The organism is Rahnella sp. RFA10(1/100), assembly GCF_004195115.1.
Classification (GTDB): Bacteria; Pseudomonadota; Gammaproteobacteria; order Enterobacterales; family Enterobacteriaceae; genus Rahnella; species Rahnella perminowiae.
In genome coordinates this window covers 25,239-45,723 of sequence record NZ_SEWR01000010.1, presented here as the reverse complement: position 1 = coordinate 45,723, position 20,485 = coordinate 25,239, and the positions used below count along the sequence as shown (strand labels likewise).

The 20,485-nt window shown below is 52.8% G+C and carries 17 protein-coding genes; 9 read left to right on the top strand and 8 right to left on the bottom strand.

Annotation, left to right across the window (positions count from 1 at the left end; translation table 11 throughout):
• Positions 1-94: 94 nt before the first annotated feature.
• Positions 95-1,282: a PLP-dependent aminotransferase family protein gene (locus ETV65_RS21925; protein WP_129955180.1), complete on the top strand. Its 1,188-nt coding sequence runs from the start codon at positions 95-97 to the stop codon at positions 1,280-1,282.
• A gap of 59 nt (positions 1,283-1,341) precedes the next feature.
• Here ETV65_RS21925 and ETV65_RS21920 read toward each other — a convergent pair whose 3' ends face one another.
• Positions 1,342-2,421 carry a hypothetical protein gene (locus tag ETV65_RS21920; RefSeq protein WP_129955179.1) on the bottom strand — a complete coding sequence of 360 codons (1,080 nt, stop codon included), beginning with the start codon at positions 2,419-2,421 and terminating at the stop codon, positions 1,342-1,344.
• A gap of 305 nt (positions 2,422-2,726) precedes the next feature.
• Between ETV65_RS21920 and ugpB the strand changes: the two genes are divergently transcribed.
• From ugpB to ugpQ, 5 genes are all read left to right on the top strand, one after another.
• Positions 2,727-4,040, top strand: coding sequence for a sn-glycerol-3-phosphate ABC transporter substrate-binding protein UgpB (gene ugpB, locus ETV65_RS21915; RefSeq protein ID WP_129955178.1), 1,314 nt, complete (start codon positions 2,727-2,729; stop codon positions 4,038-4,040).
• Positions 4,041-4,180: 140 nt separating this feature from the next.
• Complete coding sequence (gene ugpA, locus ETV65_RS21910) at positions 4,181-5,068, top strand: sn-glycerol-3-phosphate ABC transporter permease UgpA (protein WP_129955177.1); 888 nt, start codon at positions 4,181-4,183, stop codon at positions 5,066-5,068.
• Entirely contained in the window at positions 5,065-5,910 is an 846-nt protein-coding gene (ugpE, locus tag ETV65_RS21905) for a sn-glycerol-3-phosphate ABC transporter permease UgpE (RefSeq protein WP_129955176.1), read from the top strand. Before ugpA ends, ugpE begins: the two co-directional genes overlap by 4 nt.
• A 6-nt stretch (positions 5,911-5,916) precedes the next feature.
• Positions 5,917-6,990 (top strand): sn-glycerol-3-phosphate import ATP-binding protein UgpC, encoded by a 1,074-nt coding sequence (locus ETV65_RS21900; RefSeq protein WP_129955175.1) that lies wholly within the window; start codon positions 5,917-5,919, stop codon positions 6,988-6,990.
• Positions 6,987-7,733: a glycerophosphodiester phosphodiesterase gene (gene ugpQ, locus ETV65_RS21895; RefSeq protein ID WP_240782868.1), complete on the top strand. Its 747-nt coding sequence runs from the start codon at positions 6,987-6,989 to the stop codon at positions 7,731-7,733. Before ETV65_RS21900 ends, ugpQ begins: the two co-directional genes overlap by 4 nt.
• A 56-nt stretch (positions 7,734-7,789) precedes the next feature.
• Here ugpQ and ETV65_RS21890 read toward each other — a convergent pair whose 3' ends face one another.
• On the bottom strand, positions 7,790-8,092 hold the full coding sequence (locus ETV65_RS21890) for a DUF2756 domain-containing protein (RefSeq protein ID WP_015699075.1): 303 nt from the start codon (positions 8,090-8,092) through the stop codon (positions 7,790-7,792).
• Between the two features lie 213 nt (positions 8,093-8,305).
• On the opposite strand from ETV65_RS21890, the gene ETV65_RS21885 reads away from it, so the two are divergent.
• Positions 8,306-9,205, top strand: coding sequence for a carboxylate/amino acid/amine transporter (locus ETV65_RS21885; RefSeq protein WP_129955173.1), 900 nt, complete (start codon positions 8,306-8,308; stop codon positions 9,203-9,205).
• Here ETV65_RS21885 and metR read toward each other — a convergent pair.
• A complete protein-coding gene (metR, locus tag ETV65_RS21880) occupies positions 9,111-10,046 on the bottom strand; it encodes an HTH-type transcriptional regulator MetR (RefSeq protein WP_129955172.1) in 936 nt (311 codons plus the stop codon). The genes ETV65_RS21885 and metR overlap by 95 nt on opposite strands.
• Before the next feature lie 104 nt (positions 10,047-10,150).
• Here metR and metE point away from each other — a divergent pair, with 104 nt between their 5' ends.
• Complete coding sequence (metE, locus tag ETV65_RS21875; RefSeq protein WP_129955171.1) at positions 10,151-12,430, top strand: 5-methyltetrahydropteroyltriglutamate--homocysteine S-methyltransferase; 2,280 nt, start codon at positions 10,151-10,153, stop codon at positions 12,428-12,430.
• A 217-nt stretch (positions 12,431-12,647) separates the two neighbouring features.
• Here the strand turns inward: metE and ETV65_RS21865 are convergent, their stop codons facing one another.
• The 5 genes from ETV65_RS21865 to ETV65_RS21845 are packed head-to-tail and all read right to left on the bottom strand — an operon-like array spanning position 12,648 to position 17,609.
• Positions 12,648-12,992 carry a PTS fructose-like transporter subunit IIB gene (locus tag ETV65_RS21865; protein ID WP_129955170.1) on the bottom strand — a complete coding sequence of 115 codons (345 nt, stop codon included), beginning with the start codon at positions 12,990-12,992 and terminating at the stop codon, positions 12,648-12,650.
• Positions 12,993-13,015: 23 nt separating this feature from the next.
• Positions 13,016-13,903 (bottom strand): [formate-C-acetyltransferase]-activating enzyme, encoded by an 888-nt coding sequence (locus ETV65_RS21860; protein WP_129955169.1) that lies wholly within the window; start codon positions 13,901-13,903, stop codon positions 13,016-13,018.
• The gene (locus ETV65_RS21855; protein ID WP_129955168.1) at positions 13,869-16,166 is read right to left on the bottom strand and encodes a formate C-acetyltransferase; all 2,298 of its coding nucleotides are present in this window, start codon (positions 16,164-16,166) and stop codon (positions 13,869-13,871) included. Before ETV65_RS21855 ends, ETV65_RS21860 begins: the two co-directional genes overlap by 35 nt.
• A 16-nt stretch (positions 16,167-16,182) precedes the next feature.
• Positions 16,183-16,512: a PTS fructose-like transporter subunit IIB gene (locus ETV65_RS21850; RefSeq protein ID WP_129955167.1), complete on the bottom strand. Its 330-nt coding sequence runs from the start codon at positions 16,510-16,512 to the stop codon at positions 16,183-16,185.
• A gap of 17 nt (positions 16,513-16,529) precedes the next feature.
• Positions 16,530-17,609: a PTS fructose transporter subunit EIIC gene (locus tag ETV65_RS21845; protein ID WP_129955166.1), complete on the bottom strand. Its 1,080-nt coding sequence runs from the start codon at positions 17,607-17,609 to the stop codon at positions 16,530-16,532.
• Between the two features lie 365 nt (positions 17,610-17,974).
• Between ETV65_RS21845 and ptsP the strand changes: the two genes are divergently transcribed.
• Positions 17,975-20,479: a phosphoenolpyruvate--protein phosphotransferase gene (gene ptsP, locus ETV65_RS21840; protein ID WP_129955165.1), complete on the top strand. Its 2,505-nt coding sequence runs from the start codon at positions 17,975-17,977 to the stop codon at positions 20,477-20,479.
• Positions 20,480-20,485: the final 6 nt, after the last annotated feature.

Below are 20,485 nucleotides of genomic sequence, written 5' to 3'. Positions count from 1 at the left end.
CAAACCGCACGGCAAGCGCTTTGCGGTTTTTATTTTGTCTATAAATTAACATCTCTTACATTCGTATAACTTTGCATACCATCAGGAACATGTCATGAACACAGAAGGTTTACTCGCCGCCCGTATGGTCAGGCTTAAAAGTTCGGCCATCCGGGAATTGCTGAAACACAGCAAGATGGAAGGCGTTATTTCGCTGGCGGGTGGTATTCCTTCTTCGGCGCTTTTTGATTTCGACGGTCTGCGTGAGGCGACGCAACTGGCCATCACTGAACAGCCGGAGCATGCTTTTCAGTATGGGCTGACTGAAGGCAGTTATACGCTGCGTGAGCGTATTGCTGAGCTTTGTCAGGAACGCGGTGTGGTGGCCAGTCCGGATGATATTGTGGTCACTGCCGGCTCCCAGCAGGCGCTGGATCTGGTGATGCGCGCCGTGGTAAACCCGGATGACGTTTTCGTGGTCGAGCGCCCGACCTATCTGGCAGCCTTACAGACGCTGGAACTGGCGGAGGCCAGACTGTTATCCGTCGGTTCTGACGGCGATGGCATGATTGTTGATGAGCTGGCACAACTGCTGAAGACGCAGAAAATCAAAGGTGTATATCTTGTCCCGACATTCGGTAACCCGAGCGGCGTGACCCTGAGTCGTGCCCGTCGCGAACAGCTGGTAAAACTGGCGGCACAGCACGAATTTCTGATTGTGGAAGATGACCCTTACGGCGAACTGCGTTTCACTGAAGAACGCCAGCCGACGCTTTTCGAGCTGTCGAAGACGCTGTACGGTAACGCGGATAACATCATCTACACTTCGACATTTTCTAAAATCCTGGCACCGGGCCTGCGTCTGGGCTGGGTCATTATGCCCGACTGGCTACTGCACAAAGTTGCCATCATCAAGCAGGCGGCGGATCTGCATGCCAGCGCGCTGTCGCAGACAATTGCCGAATATTATCTCGGCCTGGGCCGTCTGCCGAAGCAGATCGAAACCATCCGTACGGCCTATAAAAAGAAATGTCAGGTTATGGCCGAACTGCTGGAACGCGAACTGGGAGACGTGCTGACGTTTGAATATCCGAAAGGCGGCATGTTCCTGTGGGCACGCTTCCGCGAACCGCGTAATTGTGCTGACTGGATGAAAAAGACGCTGGCGCAGGGTGTGGTATTTGTACCGGGCGAATTCTTCTATGCCGATAACCCGGATCACTCGACGTTCCGTTTGTCGTTTGCTACCGCGACTGAAGAGCAAATGCATGAGGCGGTTGCCCGCCTCAAACGCGCATTGTAATTTTCCTTCGCTTGTCTGTCAGCAGGTACCTTTTTGTGCCCGGTACCTGTCGGCAGGCATTACATGTCGGATGGATAAACTTTACACGGTTTTATATTTTTCGTTCCCTTTTTCCCGCCATTTAACAGCACTTCTTCCGCGTCAAAAAATTCCTGAATATGATCGCTAATGACCGGACAGGCAGCAACACCCTGGAGCAGGGCGCCATGCTGCTTTAGCCAGAATAAAATGCGCACAAAACTGGCCGCGTTCGGGCGGTAATGGCCGCTTTTACACGTAATCCCGACCAAAATTCCATTATTTACCGCTATTTCACCGGCAGCCTGTACCGGCGCGCCGCTCAGGAAGCTCGAGTGGTGGAAAATATCCACCCTATGATCGTTAGCGTAAAGGCTATTATTGGGCGCCATCACAAATATGGCCCATCCCTCGCCAGCAGTATTGGTGCTCATATTACCTGTGTGAAACCGTTCACCGCGTGAATTATAAATGATGCCATTGTTGATATAAATTTTTTTATCTTCACGCTGTGCGCTGTCTAAATAAGTGACGCCCATTTGCAGTCTGCGTAGTAATTCTTCTCCCTTTTTATTATCAAACATATCCGGAATATAAAATTCACGCAGCCAGTCCAAAAAACTCAATGGGCTTGAGGACGTCTTCCAGATTGATAACGGGTCTTTACTATAAGCAATGGCCCTTGCTAAAGGAAAATGGCCGGGTATTAATGCTTCCTGCCAGTAATCTTGATGTAAACGGTGATGTGTTTTGCCCGTTATTCCCACCACAAAAGGTTTTACTGCCGCCCTGACTTTCGCCCAACCCCGAAGTCCGTGGCCTGAGCTATCGCCGGTCACGAGTTGAAGAGTGAGGGCCTTAGCGCGTTTAAGAGCCTGATCATGAAGTATCATGACCGCCGCAGCGCGATGGTTTGCAGGCTTACGGTGATAATATTTCTGACAGGCATCACAAATCATTAGCAGCAGATTGGCTTCTAAATCGGGCGTTTCTAACGTAATGATTTTGTAATGTTGTAAGAGCGTATCAATATGAGCCAGATAAACATTGGCCCTTCTGTGAAACAATCCCAGATTGGATTGCTTTTTAAATTCCTCTATCGTCCATATTTTATCTGGCATATGTTCTTATCTTCCATTTTTCTTAATTTCACCTTGTATTTGTATGTTATTTAAGGGGTTGTAAATGAGGTGGGTGGTAGATTTTTCTGAGTGCATGATAATTTTAGTGGCTGTTCAAGTCGAATTCATTATGAATTAAGCAATGCCCTACAAAGCTTTATTTAACATCGCTGTCATATTACTGTCATTGATTTTATGTTTTTCTGTCATTTTTCCATGTCATGTTAGCTCCCGAATAAAAACGTTTCTTAATATCCATTATTTCTCTGCACTTGTTCTACACCAGCAGAATTCAGGAGACAGGCATGTTCATCAACCTCAAAAAAACGGTCATTGGCACCGCGCTGGCGCTGGCTTTCAGCGCCAATGCTTTTGCTGTGACAGAAATTCCTTTCTGGCACTCTATGGATGGCGAGTTAGGCAAAGAAGTGAACTCGCTGGCCGACCGTTTTAACCAGACGCACCCTGATGTCAAAATTGTGCCTGTCTATAAAGGCAAATACGACGAAAGCCTGGCGGCTGGGATTGCAGCGTACCGAACCGGTAATGCGCCTGCGATTCTGCAGGTTTACGAAGTGGGCACCGCGACCATGATGGCCAGCAAAGCCATCAAACCGGTTTACGAAGTGTTCAGTGATGCAGGGATTAAAGAAGACGTTTCCCAGTTTGTGCCGACTGTTTCGGGTTATTACTCCGATTCCAAAGGCCGCCTGCTGTCCCAGCCTTTCAACAGCTCCACGCCGGTGCTGTATTACAACAAAGACGCTTTTAAGAAAGCCGGTCTTAATCCGGATCAGCCGCCAAAAACCTGGCAGGATATGGCGGTGTACACCGAGAAATTACGTGAAGCTGGCATGAAATGTGGCTACGCCAGTGGCTGGCAGGGTTGGATCCAAATCGAGAACTTCAGCGCCTGGCATGGTCTGCCGATCGCTACCAAAAATAATGGCTTCGATGGCACGGATGCTGTTTTGGAATTCAACAAACCAGAGCAAATCAAACATATTCAGATGCTGGAAGACATGAACAAAAAAGGTGATTTCACCTATTTTGGTCGTAAGGATGAATCCACCGCCAAGTTCTATAACGGCGATTGCGCAATGACCACCGCCTCTTCCGGTTCCCTGGCTGACATCCGTCAGTATTCTAAATTCAGCTATGGCGTAGGCATGATGCCTTACGACGCAGACATCAAAGGCGCCCCACAAAACGCCATCATCGGTGGTGCAAGCCTGTGGGTAATGAACGGCAAAGACAAAAATACCTACAAAGGCGTTGCCGAATTCCTGCAATTCCTGACCACACCTGAAATTGCTGCCGAATGGCATCAGAAAACCGGTTATCTGCCGGTGACCACCGCCGCGTATGAACTGACCAAAAAAGAGGGCTTCTACGACAAGAACCCGGGTTCTGACGTTGCTACCCGCCAGATGCTGAACAAGCCGCCATTGCCGTTCACCAAGGGTCTGCGTCTGGGCAACATGCCTCAGATCCGCACCATCGTGGATGAAGAACTGGAAAGCGTATGGAGTGGTAAGAAAACTGCCAAAGAAGCATTAGATACTGCGGTACAGCGCGGGAATTTGTTACTCCGTCGCTTCGAAGCTTCTACTAAGTAATCCAGTTTTGCTCCCTCCCCAGCGAAGGGGAGGGTTGGTGGGGTATTAAAGACAGCTTAGTCGTTTGCAAAACCCTCTCCCAACCTCCCCTTCGCAGGGGGAGGAGCTAAACCCGCCATCGCATCAACGAGTACACCATCATGAGTTCACACCGTCCCGGTTTTGGTTGCAGCTGGCTGCCCTACGCGCTGGTATTGCCACAGCTGCTGATCACCGCGATATTTTTCCTGTGGCCTGCAGGTCAGGCGCTGTGGTATTCGGTTCAGACGCTGGATCCGTTCGGCTTATCCAGTACGTTTGCCGGTCTGACTAACTTCATACAGCTGTTTCAGGACCCGTACTATCTCGATTCGTTTTATACCACGTTGAAATTCAGCTTTATGGTGGCGTTTATCGGGCTGGCCGTTTCGCTGTTTTTCGCGGCGCTGGTCGATCACGTTGTACGCGGCAGCCGGATTTATCAGACGCTGATGATCCTGCCATACGCCGTTGCGCCTGCCGTGGCCGCCGTATTGTGGATGTTCCTGTTCAGCCCCGGCCTCGGTCTGATCACCCATTTCTTAGGCTCGATGGGCTATAACTGGAACCACGCGCAAAACAGCGGTCAGGCGATGTTTCTGGTGGTGCTGGCATCGGTCTGGAAGCAAATCAGTTACAACTTCCTGTTCTTCCTGGCGGCATTGCAGTCGATCCCCAAATCTCTGGTGGAGGCGGCGGCTATCGATGGTGCGGGTCCGGTTCGCCGGTTCTTCCATCTGGTGTTGCCGCTGATTTCGCCGGTCAGTTTCTTCCTGCTGGTGGTCAATCTGGTCTACGCCTTCTTTGATACCTTCCCGGTGATTGATGCCGCGACGGCCGGTGGCCCGGTACAGGCGACAACTACCCTGATTTACAAAGTGTATCGCGAAGGTTTCTCCGGTCTGGACTTGTCCAGTTCTGCCGCGCAGTCCGTGATTCTGATGTTGCTGGTTTGCGGCCTGACGTTCATTCAGTTCCGCTTTGTCGAGCGTAAGGTGCGTTACCAATGATTGAAAACCGCAGAGGGCTGGATATTTTCAGCCACATCATGCTGCTGCTCGGCGTGCTGGTGATCCTCTTTCCGCTGTATGTCGCGTTTGTGGCGGCATCTCTGGATAACAAACAAATTTTTGACGTGCCGATGACGCTGATCCCAGGCACGCATTTATGGGAAAACATCAGCATCATCTGGACGCAGGGCGCGGGCAACAGCAGTCCGGCATTCGGGCGGATGCTGTTCAACAGCTTCATCATGGCGATGGTGATCACCATCGGTAAGATTTCGGTATCCATGTTGTCGGCCTACGCGATTGTCTATTTTCGTTTTCCGCTGCGTAATCTGTTCTTCTGGCTGATTTTTATGACGCTGATGTTGCCGGTGGAAGTGCGTATTTTCCCGACCGTGCAGGTGATCGCCAATCTGCATATGCTCGACAGCTACACCGGACTGACGTTGCCGATGATGGCGTCTGCGACCGCGACCTTCCTGTTCCGTCAGTTCTTTATGACCTTGCCGGATGAGCTGCTGGAAGCGGCGCGTATCGACGGTGCTGGCGCGATGCGCTTCTTCTGGGACATCGTTTTGCCGCTGTCAAAAACCAACCTTGCAGCGCTGTTCGTCATCACCTTCATCTATGGCTGGAACCAGTATTTATGGCCGATCCTGATCACCAATGATGCCTCGATGGGCACGGCGGTGGCGGGAATTAAAAGCATGATTTCTTCCGGCGACGGCTCGACCCAATGGAATCAGGTGATGGCGGCCATGATCCTGACCTTATTGCCACCGCTGGCGGTGGTGCTCCTGATGCAGCGCTGGTTTGTGCGCGGCCTGGTAGACAGTGAGAAGTAAACTGAAATGGCAAATTTGAAATTACAGGCAGTGACCAAATCCTACGACGGCAAAAACCAGATTATCCAGAGCATTGACCTGGACGTCGCTGACGGCGAATTCATCGTGATGGTCGGCCCTTCCGGCTGCGGAAAATCCACCCTGCTGCGTATGGTGGCCGGGCTGGAGCGCACCACCTCCGGTGATATTTATATCAACGACCAACGCGTCACCGAACTGGAACCGAAAGACCGCGGCATCGCGATGGTATTTCAGAACTACGCGCTGTATCCGCACATGACCGTGTTCGACAACATGGCATATGGCCTGAAAATTCGTGGCTTCGGCAAGGCGCAGATCCTCGACCGCGTCGAAGAGGCGGCGCGTATCCTGGAACTCGGCCCGCTGCTCAAACGCAAACCGCGTGAGCTTTCCGGTGGCCAGCGTCAGCGTGTGGCGATGGGCCGCGCTATCGTGCGTGAACCGGCGGTATTCCTGTTCGACGAACCGCTGTCCAACCTTGATGCCAAACTGCGGGTGCAGATGCGCCTCGAACTGCAACAGCTTCACCGCCGTCTGCGCACCACCAGTTTGTATGTCACGCACGATCAGGTCGAAGCCATGACGCTGGCTGAGCGTGTGATCGTGATGAACAAAGGCATTGCCGAACAAATCGGTACACCCTCCGAAGTTTACCGCCGACCGGCAAGTCTGTTTGTCGCCAGTTTTATCGGTTCGCCAGCCATGAATTTATTACCGGGCCAGCTGACTACGGATGGATTATCGCTGGTAATGGAAGGCGGATTTGAATTGCCGCTGCCGGTTCCGCGCCCTGAATGGGGCGGCCGTGAACTGACGGTGGGCATCCGTCCTGAACATATTCATCTGACTGATGATACTCAGCAGGGGATCCCGATGGTGCTGAATACGCTGGAACTGCTGGGCGCGGATAATCTGGCGCACGGCAAGCTGGCGGGCAGCGGCGTTGTTGTCCGTTTGTCGCATGAAGTGTTCCCGACAGCCGGATCGCTGTTGCGCTTGGATTTCCCGGCGAAAGCGTTACACTTTTTCGATACTCACAGCGGATTACGGATGGAATGAACATGAAAGCCTGGCCCTATCCACGTATTGTGGCACACCGCGGTGGTGGCGCACTGGCGCCGGAAAATACGCTGGCAGCCATCGACACAGGCGCAAAATACGGTCACACCATGATCGAATTTGACGCCAAACTGGCGCAGGGTGGAGAGATCTTCCTGCTGCATGACGATACGCTGCAACGTACCAGCAACGGCTGGGGTGTTGCGGGGGATTTGCCGTGGGAAAAACTGGCCCAGCTTGATGCGGGTGACTGGTACAGCGCCACATTTAAAGGCGAGAAATTGCCGCTGCTGGCGCAGGTAGCCGAACGCTGCGCATACCATCACATGATGGTAAATATCGAGATCAAACCGACCACCGGAACTGATGAGAAAACCGGCACTGACATCGCGCTGGCTGCCCGTGAATTGTGGAAAGATCAGGCCGTTCCGCCGCTGCTTTCCTCGTTTGAATTCAATGCGCTGGTTGCCGCCAAAAAAGCCGCACCGGAATTGCCTCGCGGCTTACTGATCGACGAATGGCACGAAAACTGGAAAGCACTGACCGGTGAACTGGAGTGCGTTTCCCTGCATCTTAACCATAAATTACTGAACGAAGAACGCGTCAGAGCGATTAAAGACGCCGGGTTGCGTATTCTGGTGTACACGGTGAATAGCCCGGAACGCGCCCGCGAATTACTGCGCTGGGGCGTGGACTGTATCTGTACGGATAAGATTGATGTGATCGGGCCCGATTTTGCCTAGAACCTGGCGTTAAAATCCGGCATCAGGCGTGGTGTTCACCACGCCTGAACTGCGGGTTAAGGCGTCTGGTTCAATTTCTGATTCAGCGTCTGATTATTCTGCTGGATCTGCAACCGTTGCTGATTGCTTTGGATTTGCGATTTCAACTTGAGTTGCTGTTGCTGCTGGCTGTTACGTAAATCCTGCTCCTGCTGGCGTTTCTGCATCTGCTGATTGTTTTGCTGTTGCTGCTGCATGCGTTGTTGCGACGGATTGGTCAGCAGCGGATCGTTAGGATTCGGCACCTTTTCGGCGGCGCTGGCGGTCTGAACGGCAAACAGCAATGGCAGCGCGGCAAGCATTCCATACAAACATTTCATCAGGTCATCCTCCATTTCCGGTCATAGGTTAAGTGTATGCCATCCCGGCGGCAGACGTGTGATTTGAGCGCACGATTCCCTCAAAGCGTGGCACGGCTCTCGTTTGCTCAATAATTAAACAAACGTAAACCATCTTCGTACTTCGCGGTTTCCCCCATTCCGTTACAATCGTGCATCTTTCACTTTTTCTCTGACAAACAGGGCGTAGCTGCCGTGCCTTTACTCATCATTACCACCATCTTGTGGGCCTTTTCCTTCAGCCTGATTGGCGTGTATCTGGCCGGACAGGTCGACAGCGTGTTTTCCGTATTAGTCCGTTTAGGGCTGGCGGCGCTGGTTTTTCTGCCTTTCCTGCGCTGGAAAGGCCATCAGCTCACCACCATTTTGCTGTATATGGCGGTGGGGGCGATGCAGCTCGGTATCATGTATCTCATCAGTTTTGAGGCCTACCTGTACCTGTCGGTACCGGAATTCCTGTTGTTTACGGTAATGACGCCGCTGTATGTCACGCTGATTTATGACCTGATCAGCGGACGGAAAATCCGCATGGGCTATGCGCTCAGCGCACTGCTGGCGGTGGCCGGTGCAGCGATTATCCGTTACGACCATATCAGCGAACATTTCATCATCGGTTTGCTGCTGGTGCAGGCGGCGAATATCTGTTTTGCCATCGGGCAGGTGGGGTACAAGCGTCTGATGGAAACCCGTCCGGTGCCGCAACATACGGCGTTTTCCTGGTTTTATCTGGGGGCGTTGCTTTGCGCAGTGGTGGCGTGGTTCCTGTGGGGGAATCCGCAAAAACTGCCGACCACCCATCTGCAATGGGGGATTCTGGTGTGGCTGGGGATCGGGGCTTCCGGGCTGGGATACTTTATGTGGAACTACGGGGCAACGCAGGTTGATGCGGGAACGCTTGGGATTATGAACAACTTTCACGTCCCGGCAGGGCTGCTGGTTAACCTGGCAATCTGGCAACAGCAGCCGCACTGGCCGAGTTTTATCACAGGTGCCGCTGTGATTATGTCCTCACTGTGGGTACACCGGCGTTGGGTCGTGCCGCGTCGCGAACAAACGGCAGATGATCGCACGCGTGCTGCCGGGCCGAACGAATAAACGCTTCCGTCACAGGCTGACGCTGTTCGCCGTCACGCACGGCGGCGTACAGACGGCTCCATAAGCCTTCGCCCAGGGTTTTGGTCACAACCAGACCCTGGCGCTCAAAACTCTCCACTACCCAGTGCGGTAACGCTGCAATCCCCATCCTCGCCGACACCATCTGAATCAATAACAATGTGTTATCGACACTTTTCAGTGACGGGCTGATACCTGCCGGTTGCAGGAAATGTCGCCAGATATCCAGACGCTGGCGTTGCACCGGATAAATCATCAGCGTTTCAGTGCTCAGATCTTCCGGCGTGATGACCGCTTTGCCTGCCAGCGGATGATCCGGTGCCAGCACCAGACGCACTTCAAAATCAAACATCGGAGAATAGTGCAAACCGCTACGCGGCAGGATGTCGGAGGTTAATACGATGTCCAGCTCGCCCTGTTGCAGTGCGGGCTGCGGGTCGAATGTCACGCCGGATTTGAAATCCATTACTACTTGTGGCCAGTTCTGATGGAAATTATCCAGTGCGGGCGTTAACCACTGAATACAGCTGTGACATTCAATCGCGATACGCAGCGAAGTCTGATGTGGCTCATTGCATGCCTGCAGTGCCTGCTGAATTTGCGGCAGCACCTGTTCTGCCAGATTGAGCATGATTTCACCCTGCGGGGTAAAACGCAGGGGCTGACTTTTTCGCACGAACAATCTGAAACCGAGGCGTTGCTCAAGGTCACTGAACTGGTGCGACAGGGCCGATTGGGTCTGATGAAGCTGCGAAGCGGCTGCGGCCAGTGACCCGGTGTTGCGCAGTGCTTGCAACGTTCGCAGGTGTTTCAGTTCGATCATGAGTGTCCTTCACTTTGTCATGAATAATTTGCGCTTGTGGAATATACACTACCTGCGGATTATGGATGTGTAAACATCTGGATGGCTAAACAGGACTTAAAAAGATGACGATACTGAATCACACTCTGGGTTTTCCACGCGTTGGTCTGCGTCGTGAACTTAAAAAAGCACAAGAAAGCTACTGGGCGGGTAATGCCACGCAGGAAGAATTGCTGGCAACCGGTCGCGAATTGCGAGCCCGTCACTGGAAACAACAAGCTGAAGCCGGCGTGGATTGGGTGCCGGTGGGCGATTTTGCCTGGTACGATCACGTACTGACCACCAGTCTGCTGCTGGGTAACGTGCCTGCACGTCACCAGAATGACGACGGCTCTGTTGACCTCGATACTTTATTCCGTCTTGGCCGCGGCCGTGCACCGACCGGTAAACCGGCTGCCGCAGCGGAAATGACCAAATGGTTTAACACCAACTACCACTATATGGTGCCGGAGTTCGTGAAAGGTCAGAAATTCAAACTGACCTGGACACAACTGCTGGAAGAAGTGGATGAAGCGCTGGCGCTCGGTCACAAAGTGAAACCGGTTCTGCTTGGCCCGCTGACCTATCTCTGGCTCGGCAAAGTGAAAGGCGAACCGTTTGACCGTCTTTCCCTGCTCAACGACATCCTGCCTGTATATCAGCAGGTGCTGGCTGAACTGGCAAAACGCGACATCGAATGGGTGCAGATTGACGAACCGGCTCTGGTGCTGGAACTGCCTCAGGAATGGCTAAATGCTTACAAACCGGCTTATACCGCCCTGCAACAGAATAAAATTAAACTGCTGCTGACCACCTATTTCGACAGCGTCGGACATAATCTCGACACCCTCCGGGCCCTGCCGGTTCAGGGGCTGCACATTGATGCCGTTGCCGGTCATGATGATCTGGAAACCGTCATCAACGCGCTGCCAAAAGAGTGGCTGATTTCTCTGGGTGTCATCAATGGTCGTAACGTCTGGCGGGCGGATCTCAGCACCTGGTTTGACCGTCTCAAGCCACTGGTTGAAGGCCGTAACGTCTGGATTGGCAGTTCCTGTTCATTGCTGCACAGCCCGATCGACTTAAACGTTGAAAGCCGTCTGGATGATGAAGTGAAAAGCTGGTTCGCCTTCGCCCTGCAAAAATGTGCCGAACTGGCATTGCTGACATCTGCCCTGAACAATCCCACCGCGCAGGCACAACAGAAACTGGCTGAATACAGTGCGCCAATCCGTGCCCGTCGCGAATCAGCCCGCGTAAATAACGCTGCTGTGGGGAGACGTGTGGCTGCAATCACGGCTACGGATATTGAACGTCAGCACGTTTATACCGAACGTGCCAAAGCACAGCGTGCCCGTTTCAACCTGCCGGCATGGCCGACGACGACCATCGGTTCATTCCCGCAAACCACTGAAATCCGTGGTCTGCGCCTGGACTTTAAACAAGGTCGTCTTGATAAGAGCAAATATCGTACCGGTATCAGTGAGCACATCCGGCAAGCCATCAAAGAACAGGAGCGTCTGGATATCGACGTACTGGTTCACGGCGAAGCGGAACGTAATGACATGGTGGAATACTTCGGCGAACACCTGGACGGTTTTGTGTTCACGCAAAACGGCTGGGTACAGAGCTACGGCTCACGTTGTGTGAAACCACCGGTCATTATCGGCGACGTCAGCCGTCCGGAAGCGATCACCGTTGAGTGGGCGAAGTACGCACAGTCTCTGACCGAAAAACCGGTGAAAGGCATGCTGACCGGCCCGATTACCATTCTCTGCTGGTCATTCCCGCGTGAAGATGTCAGCCGCGAAACTATCGCCAAACAAATCGCGCTGGCATTGCGCGACGAAGTGGAAGATCTGGAAAAGGCCGGTATCGGCATCATCCAGATTGACGAACCGGCACTGCGTGAAGGCCTGCCATTGCGCCAGTCTGAATGGAATGCCTACCTGCGCTGGGCGGTGGATGCGTTCAAACTGAATGCCGCGATTGCCAGTGATGACACGCAGATCCACACCCACATGTGTTATTGCGAGTTCAACGACATCATGGATTCCATTGCCGCGCTGGATGCCGATGTGATCACAATCGAAACCTCACGCTCCGATATGGATTTACTGGAGTCGTTTAAAGATTTCGAATACCCGAATGAAATCGGGCCGGGTGTTTACGACATTCATTCGCCAAACGTACCAAGCGTTGAATGGATTGAAGATCTGCTGCGTAAAGCCGCAGACCGTATTCCGGCCGAACGCCTGTGGGTCAATCCGGACTGCGGCCTGAAAACCCGTGGCTGGCCGGAAACCCGTGAGTCGCTGGAAAACATGGTGAAAGCGGCCAAGCGTCTGCGTGCTGAGAAAGTCTGAGTGAACGCTGACTAGATTTACGTTGTGGTGTTGCTGAAACGTTTGGGGCACTCCGGTGCCTCTTTTTTATGGGGGTCTTTTTTGGCCTGTTAGCTGAGTCACGCAGGGGTAAAAGGGTTGCTGAGCCATGCCCCGGTTCAGGAAAAATACCGGGCGCTCTGCGTCGGCATACCGGCGGCAATACCGTAGTCAGTTGGAAAACAGGGCATCGTCACCATCAGGGTAGAATAATTTTCGTTCCCTGAGGCGAGGAGGCGAGTTTCTTTACCGCTGCCATCACTTTCTCCGGCGTACGTAAAAAGGTGTGAATTCCGGTCTGGACGCATCGGTTATGTGCAAACCGGTCGCTGTTTTCCAGCTGAATTTCAGTGATTAACAGGACAACATCGGCCTGAGCAATGTCGGTTTGTGACAGGGCATTTTCGATGCCCAGTGCACCTTGCGTTTCGACTTTCACCGGCCATTTTTCCTGCAGGCACAGTTTTTCCAGCTTTTCTGCCGCCATATAAGTATGCGCCACGCCACTGATACAGGCGGTTACGGCGACCAGTTTGAGCGACATAATATTTCCCCTGTTTAAAAAGTTTATCCACCGAGCGTCACGTTATAACCGTATTTTTCGGCCATCGTATAAAACGGCGCAACAGTGGCGTCATCCGGCACCTTTATCTTATGCATTGAATACGGTTTATCCAGTAACGGATATTTTGCTTCGCCGTATTTATGGAAAGGCAGCAGATGGATTTCAGTTAAGTTGAAGGGTCGCAGAAAATCCAGAATTTGTTGCATATTTTCAATCGTTAACGTGAAGCCGGGGATCAGCGGTACGCGGGGGATCAACTTAACGCCGCGCCGCGCCAGCGCCGTAAAATTTTGCCGTACTCTCGACTGGTTCATATTCAGAACCGATCTTGCATGAATAGGATCCATTATCTTGAAGTCATACAACACCTGATCGCAGTGATCGGTGAGCGACAGCAGGTGATCCAGCGGCGCATCGCCCGCCGTTTCGATCGCCGTCGTTATACCTAATGCCTGTAGCTGCCTGAGCAACTCACCGGCAAACTCGTGCTGCATCAGTACTTCGCCGCCGGAAAGCGTGATACCACCGCCTGATGAGCGGAAAAATACCTCATCTTTGAGCAGGCGCGTCATTAACTCCGGCAGCGTGATGTCTTCACCGACATATTCCATTGCACCGCTCGGGCATTCGTTCGGATCCTGCAGGCAGGTGCGGCAGTTCAGGCATTTTGCCTGACGTTTGATGATCTGAATGCGCGGCGACATCGATTCAGGGTTGGCGCACCACGGGCAGCGATGCGGACAGCCTTTGAAGAAAACCAGGGTACGAATACCCTGACCATCATTGAGTGAAAAACGCTGAATATTGAAGATACGCGCGTGTCTTTCCGCGGCCTCCCTGACGGGGATCTGCCCGTCAGAGCTGATGTGCGGTGCGGCCGATAATGTCATCCTGGATCTCCTTTGACAGCTCAACAAAAAACGCGCTGTATCCCGCTACCCTGACGACCAGCCCTGCGAAATCCTGCGGGCGTCTTTGCGCTTCGCGAAGCTGCTCAGCATTCACCACGTTGAATTGTACATGCTGCAACTTCAGGCGGGTGAACGCGCAGAGGAAATCGGCCAGTTTATTCAGCCCCTGCCTGCCTTCAAGCGTTGATGGCGTGAATTTCACATTCAGCAGTGTGCCATTGGAGAGCAGTGTGTTGTCGAGTTTACTGACGGATTTCAGTACCGCTGTCGGTCCCTGATGGTCCTGTCCCCTCATCGGTGAAAGGCCGCCATCTGCCAGTTGTTCACCGGCAAAACGACCATCTGGCGTTGCGCCGACCACTGCGCCCAGCGGCACATGCGCGGAAACCGTATACGAGCCTGGCGTAAACTGACCGCCACGTGGATTGCGAAACTGCTCGACTTGTTTGCAGTAGAAACGCAGCAAATCGGCACTGATCAGATCGACCTCATCAATGTCATTACCGTACTTCTCAAAGCGGTTGATCAGACGGGCACGAATGGCGAGCCCTTCTTCGCCGGCAAAATTCCCTTTCAGAGAAGCCAGTAATTCATCAAAGGTCAGACGTTGCTGATCAAATACCATGCCTTTCAGCGCATGCAGGGAATCACTGAGGTTAGCGATACCGATGCCCTGAACACCGGAAAAGTTATAACGTGCGCCGCCAGCGGTAATGTCTTTACCGCTGTCCAGACAACCTTCAATAAACGAAGACAGCAGCGGAACCGGCGCCCAGTCGCGATGGCCGATATCACAGATGTTGCTGCCTTGCGCCATCAGTCTGACGTAATGGCTGATTTTCCGGCGGATCTGTTCCACCAGTTCTGGATAAGTGATCGCCGGGTTGCCCTCGTTCTCATACAGTGCCAGTTCCATGACCTTTAACAGGTTAAACATGGCGATATCGTGCAGCCCGTAGGTTTTTCCGGGGATCGACAGTTCGACGCAGCCCACAACAGCATAATCCCGCGCATCTTCGAGGCGTACGCCACGGTTAAGAAACGCCGGAACCACCACTTCATCATTGAATATTTGCGGAATACCGGTACCGAGACGGATCGTTTCAGCGGTTTTCAGCAGAAACTGACGGTCGATCAGTTCATTGACCCGTACGCCAAGGTTAGGCTGTGGCAGGCAAATGCTCTGATACGCGTCCAGACACAGAAACGACAGCACATTGATGGCACTACGTCCGGTGTCGGTCAGGCCGCCGAGCAAAATGGTATAACCCGTCGGGAAGCCGGCGAAGTAACGTGCGCTGGACATCGAACGCAGCAGCACGATGTCATTGCACTTTATCCACAGGCTTTCCAGCAACTCTTTAAGGAACGCCGGTGATTCACCGTGCGAAAGGGAATACTGATAGAACGGCAACATGTACTGATCGAAGCGCCCGAGCGATAACGAGCTGGCATTGGATTCGATCTGTAAAATGATATTCATGTACCAGAACAGCTGGCAGGCCTGATAGAAATCCTGCGGTTTATTGACTGAAATATGACGCGAAATGCGGGCAATACGTATCAGCTCCTGTTTTCGCGAGGTATCCTGACAGGCTTCTGCTAACCCTTCTGCCAGCGCGGCGTAGCGCAAAATATGCCGCTGTGCTGCCTGTAGCGTAATCAGCGCTGCCTGATAAAAGGTATTATCCGGCGCGCCGGCGACGCGCTGCTGAAGTTCTGAAACGACGTTATCCAGGCCAGAATTCAGTAACCGGGGATAATCAATAATGATATGCCCCTGGCCTTTGTCTGTCTGGTTGATACTGAATATCTGCATTTTGGTGGCAGCGGTGACATCTTCCGGCATCTGACTGTTGATGAAATCTTTCATCGAACGCGATTCCCAGTAAGGGAAAAGCTGTGTGCGGTAAATCTGTTTATCCTGCTCCGAAATGTTAAAGCGGTCCTGTGGACGGGCTGAAAACCCATCCAGTTCTTCCAGCAACCAGTAGGGGTCCATTTCAGGAGAGATGATCCCCGCACGCGGTTTGACCGTACGGTTACCGGCAATCAACTCGCCTTCACGCAGGGCAATCTCAACGTTATCCAGAATATGTGCCGTGGCCTTTGCGCGGCGCAGAAGCGTAGGTTCGCCTTCTGTGCTGCGGTGACTTTCGGTATACAGCAGGGCACGTTCCAGCGAAATTTCACGCGGGCTGGCGAAAAGTGCGGCTTTAAGACGTTCTGTGCGGGAAGTCATCTCATTCTCCCTGGCGTCAATCCGTGATGGCAGCGTTGGCGAGATGTGCTGCGATTTTTTCCATGATGGCATCTGCCCGTTTTACGGCATCACTGATGGCCACACGCACCGTGACTTTACCTCTGAAGCGCTCTTCCTGTTTGATGCCAATGTCTTTCGTCAGGATCACGATGTCTGCCGCCGCCACATCTTCCGGCGTCAGTTCGTTTTCCAGGCCGATTGAACCCTGCGTTTCAACTTTGCATTCCCAGCCTTTAGCTTTTGCCGCGCGTTCAATCGCTTCAGCCGCCATATAGGTATGAGCAACACCGGACGGGCACGCGGTTACAGCAATAATGTGAGTCATGATGTTTTCCTTTGGGTTCAGTTAATTTCGAAGTCCAGATCAAGTTCTGATTCCTGACGCGTTTTTGCCGACTGCTTTTTGGCGGCCAGATATTTCAGCGTGTTGACGCACAGTGCCGTGACAAACATGCCGACCAGCAATGCACCGATATACCCCAGTTTTCCCTGTACAACCGGCAACACAATCAGTCCGCCCCAGCCGGCATAGCATTGCGCGCCAACCAGAGCTGCTGTCACCGCCGCACACACTGAACCAGCCATGATGGCAGGAATGACACGCAGCGGGTCAGAGGCGGCAAAAGGAATAGCACCTTCGGTGATGCCGACGCAGCCCATCAGCATGGCGGCTTTGCCCGCTTCGCGCTCTTCAGTGGAATAATATTTACGGCCAATCAGCGTGGCGAAACCCAATCCCAGAGGCGGTGTTGCGATAGCCACGGCGGCAATGGCCACCACGGTATACACACCTTGTGCCACGCAAATCAGCATGAAAGCGTAGGCAACTTTATTCACCGGCCCGCCCATGTCGAAGGCCAGCATCAACCCCATGATGATGGCAAGCACAATAATGCTGCCCTGCTGCATGCTTTGCAGCCAGTGAGTCAGGGAGGTGGTCAGCAGACCAACCGGTTCGCCCAGTCCCCACATCATGACCCCTGCTGTCAGCAGCGTGCCGATAATCGGGATCACGAAGATCGGCATCACTGAGCGCAGGATCTTCGGTACGCGGATCTTTTTAAGATAGAAGACGATAATGCCACCCAGCAGGCCAGCGATGATCGCGCCAAAAAATCCTGCACCGAATGACGCACCGACCCAGGCACCGATGGCAGCAGGAGCCAGCGCGGAACGATCCGAGATGGAATAGCCGATATAAGCCGCCAGAAAAGGCACCATCAGGGTTAAACCAGCGACACCGATATCAAACAGCTTTTTCAGGTTCGGATCGGTTGCCGCATCCGGTACGGCACCTTTGCCATACAACATCACGGAGACCGCCAGCAAAATGCCGCCTGCGACCACAAAGGGGATCATATGAGACACGCCAGTCATCAGATGCTGGCGGGTATTTTTTAGAATAGTGATCAAGTCTTTCATGATGAACTCCACGAAAACCGGTGCCGGGCTAAAAATCGCAAATATCAGGGTTTCATTTCAAAACCGCAGATACAGAAAGGCTATCGACCACAACAATAGGCCGCTGCTGATAACGCTAATAGTGGACAAATTTGTGTTTTACTGGACTTTTGTAATGTCCTGCCAAAAATGCGAGCAGGTTCAAATAAGCCGAAATAAAGCGAGGTTTGTGCGCTCGTTTGCTGTGTGAGCTGCTTCGCAAAAAATGACAGATATTACATTTATCCAGTGTTTGTCATTTTTGTCTGGTAGCTATTGGATCCGCCTGACTCTTATTCTGCAAAGAGCCGGTGCATTACACCGGAATTTGGGATGAGGATTCAGAAATGAGTAAGACGTTGAGCTTCACCTGCATGTTAGTCAATGGGGTTCATGCCCGGCCAGCCAGCCATATTGAAACGTTGTGCAATGGCTTCGGGTCTGCGTTTCAGTGGCATAATGGGCGCACTGACCGCGTTGCCGATGGTAAAAGTGTTCTTTCACTGATTGGTGCCGATATTCTGTTTAATGATGAATGCCTGGTCACCATAGAAGGGAATGACGAAGACGCCGCGTACAGGGCGCTGGCTCATTTCATTGAATACCAACTCCCTCATTGTGATGAAGCCCTGCCAGAGCATGATGAAAGCGCGGAACTTGAGCCGCTTCCTGAATCCCTGAGCCATCTTTCTCCGTTGGTTTTCCGCGCCCGTTCAGTCAGTGAAGGGTGCGCGTCCGGAAAACTGGTCAGCCTTTCTGATGTGAACCTGGCAACACTCAGGGACTTACCCGCGTCTCAGGGGAAAGATAAAGAACAAAGCCTGCTTTGCAGCGGGCTGGCTGGATTGGAAAAATCTCTCAATTTACAATTGATGGCGGGCAGCGGGACGATGACTGCGGTGCTGGAATCACACCTTTCTTTGCTGCGTGATAACAGCCTGCGCGAAGCTTTGCTGAGCCGTGTGGCACAAGACCGGAGCTGTGCACAAAGTATTGTGGACACCGCAGCATATTTCAGCTCGCAACTCGCACAATCGTCCAGTGCTTATTTGCGTGAACGCGAACTGGATATTCGTGATGTCAGCTTCCGGCTTTTACAGCAAATCTATGGTGAGGAACGCTTTCCTTCCCAACAGGCACTGAGCGAAGCGAGTATTTGTCTGGCCGATGAACTGACGCCGAGCCAGTTTCTCGAACTGGATAAAACCCATCTGAAAGGTCTGCTGCTCGGCAGCGGAGGCAGTACGTCACATACCGTGATCCTCGCCCGATCATTCAATATACCCACTCTCGTCGGTGTGGATCCGCAACCACTTCTGGCTTATTTACAGCAGGATGTGCTGATCGACGGCGATCTCGGTCTGATTGCCTGTGCACTCAGCGAACCGGTACGTCGTTATTATTGTCAGGAACAGGCAGTGCAACAGGCGCTGCGCGGACAGCAAAGCGAATATCTCGATAAACCCGGGTACACGGCAGACGGTGTGCGTCTTGAAGTGGCAGCCAATATCGCTCATTCGGTTGAAGCCAGCGCGGCATTTGATCATGGCGCTGAAGCGATCGGGCTGTTCCGAACGGAAATGTTGTATATGGACCGCGCCAGCGCCCCTTCCGAAGATGAGCTGTACAATATTTATTGTCAGGCGACGGAGGCAACCCGGGGCAAAACTATCATTGTCCGCACGATGGATATCGGGGGAGATAAGCCGGTTCATTATCTGAACATTCCTGCCGAAAACAACCCGTTCCTCGGTTATCGCGCCGTGCGTATTTATCAGGAATTTCTGCCGTTATTTCATACGCAGTTGCGTTCGATCCTGCGCGCCTCGGCGCACGGGTCGCTGAAAATCATGATCCCGATGATCTCTTCCATGGAGGAGATCTTATGGGTGAAAGAGAAGCTGGCGGAAGCCAAACAGTCGCTGCGCAGCGAGCAAGTGCCGTTTGATGAAAAAATTCAGTTGGGGATCATGCTGGAAGTGCCGTCGGTGATGTTCATCATCGATCAGTGCTGTGAAGAGATTGATTTCTTTAGCATCGGCAGCAATGACCTGACGCAATATCTGCTGGCGGTCGATCGTGATAATACGAAAGTGACCCGCCATTACAACAGCCTGAATCCGGCCTTTCTGCGCGGGCTCGATCATGTTGTGCGCGAGGTGCATCGTCACGGTAAATGGATTGGTTTATGCGGTGAGCTGGGCGCGAAAGGCTCGGTGTTGCCGCTACTGGTTGGAATGGGGCTTGATGAAATTAGCATGAGTGCGCCGTCAGTTCCGGTGACCAAAGCGCGTCTGGCAAAACTCGACAGCCGCGAATGCCGCCTGTTGCTTAACCGCGCCATGCAGTGCCGGACGTCGCTGGAAGTCGAACACCTGCTGGCGCAGTTCAGGATGACGTTTAACGATGCCCCGCTGATTACGACGGAATGTGTGACGCTTAATGCCGACTGGCGCAGCAAAGAAGAAGTGATTAAAGGTATGGTGGATAACCTGATGCTGGCAGGGCGTTGCCGTTATCCGCGCAAACTCGCCGCTGATGTCTGGGCGCGTGAAGCCGTATTTTCCACCGGTCTCGGGTTTGGTTTTGCGATACCGCACACCAAATCAGAGCACATTGAGCAATCGACTATCAGCGTCGCGAAACTTCCGCAACCGGTGCAGTGGGGTGATGAACAAGCACAATTTGTGATCATGCTGACCCTCAATAAACATGCCGCAGGCGACCAGCATATGCGGATTTTCTCAAGGCTGGCGCGACGGATTATGCATGACAGTTTCCGCGACGCACTGATGCATTCGGCCACGGCAGCACAGATTGAAACGTTGCTCAAACAAGAGCTTGAACTCTGACAGGAG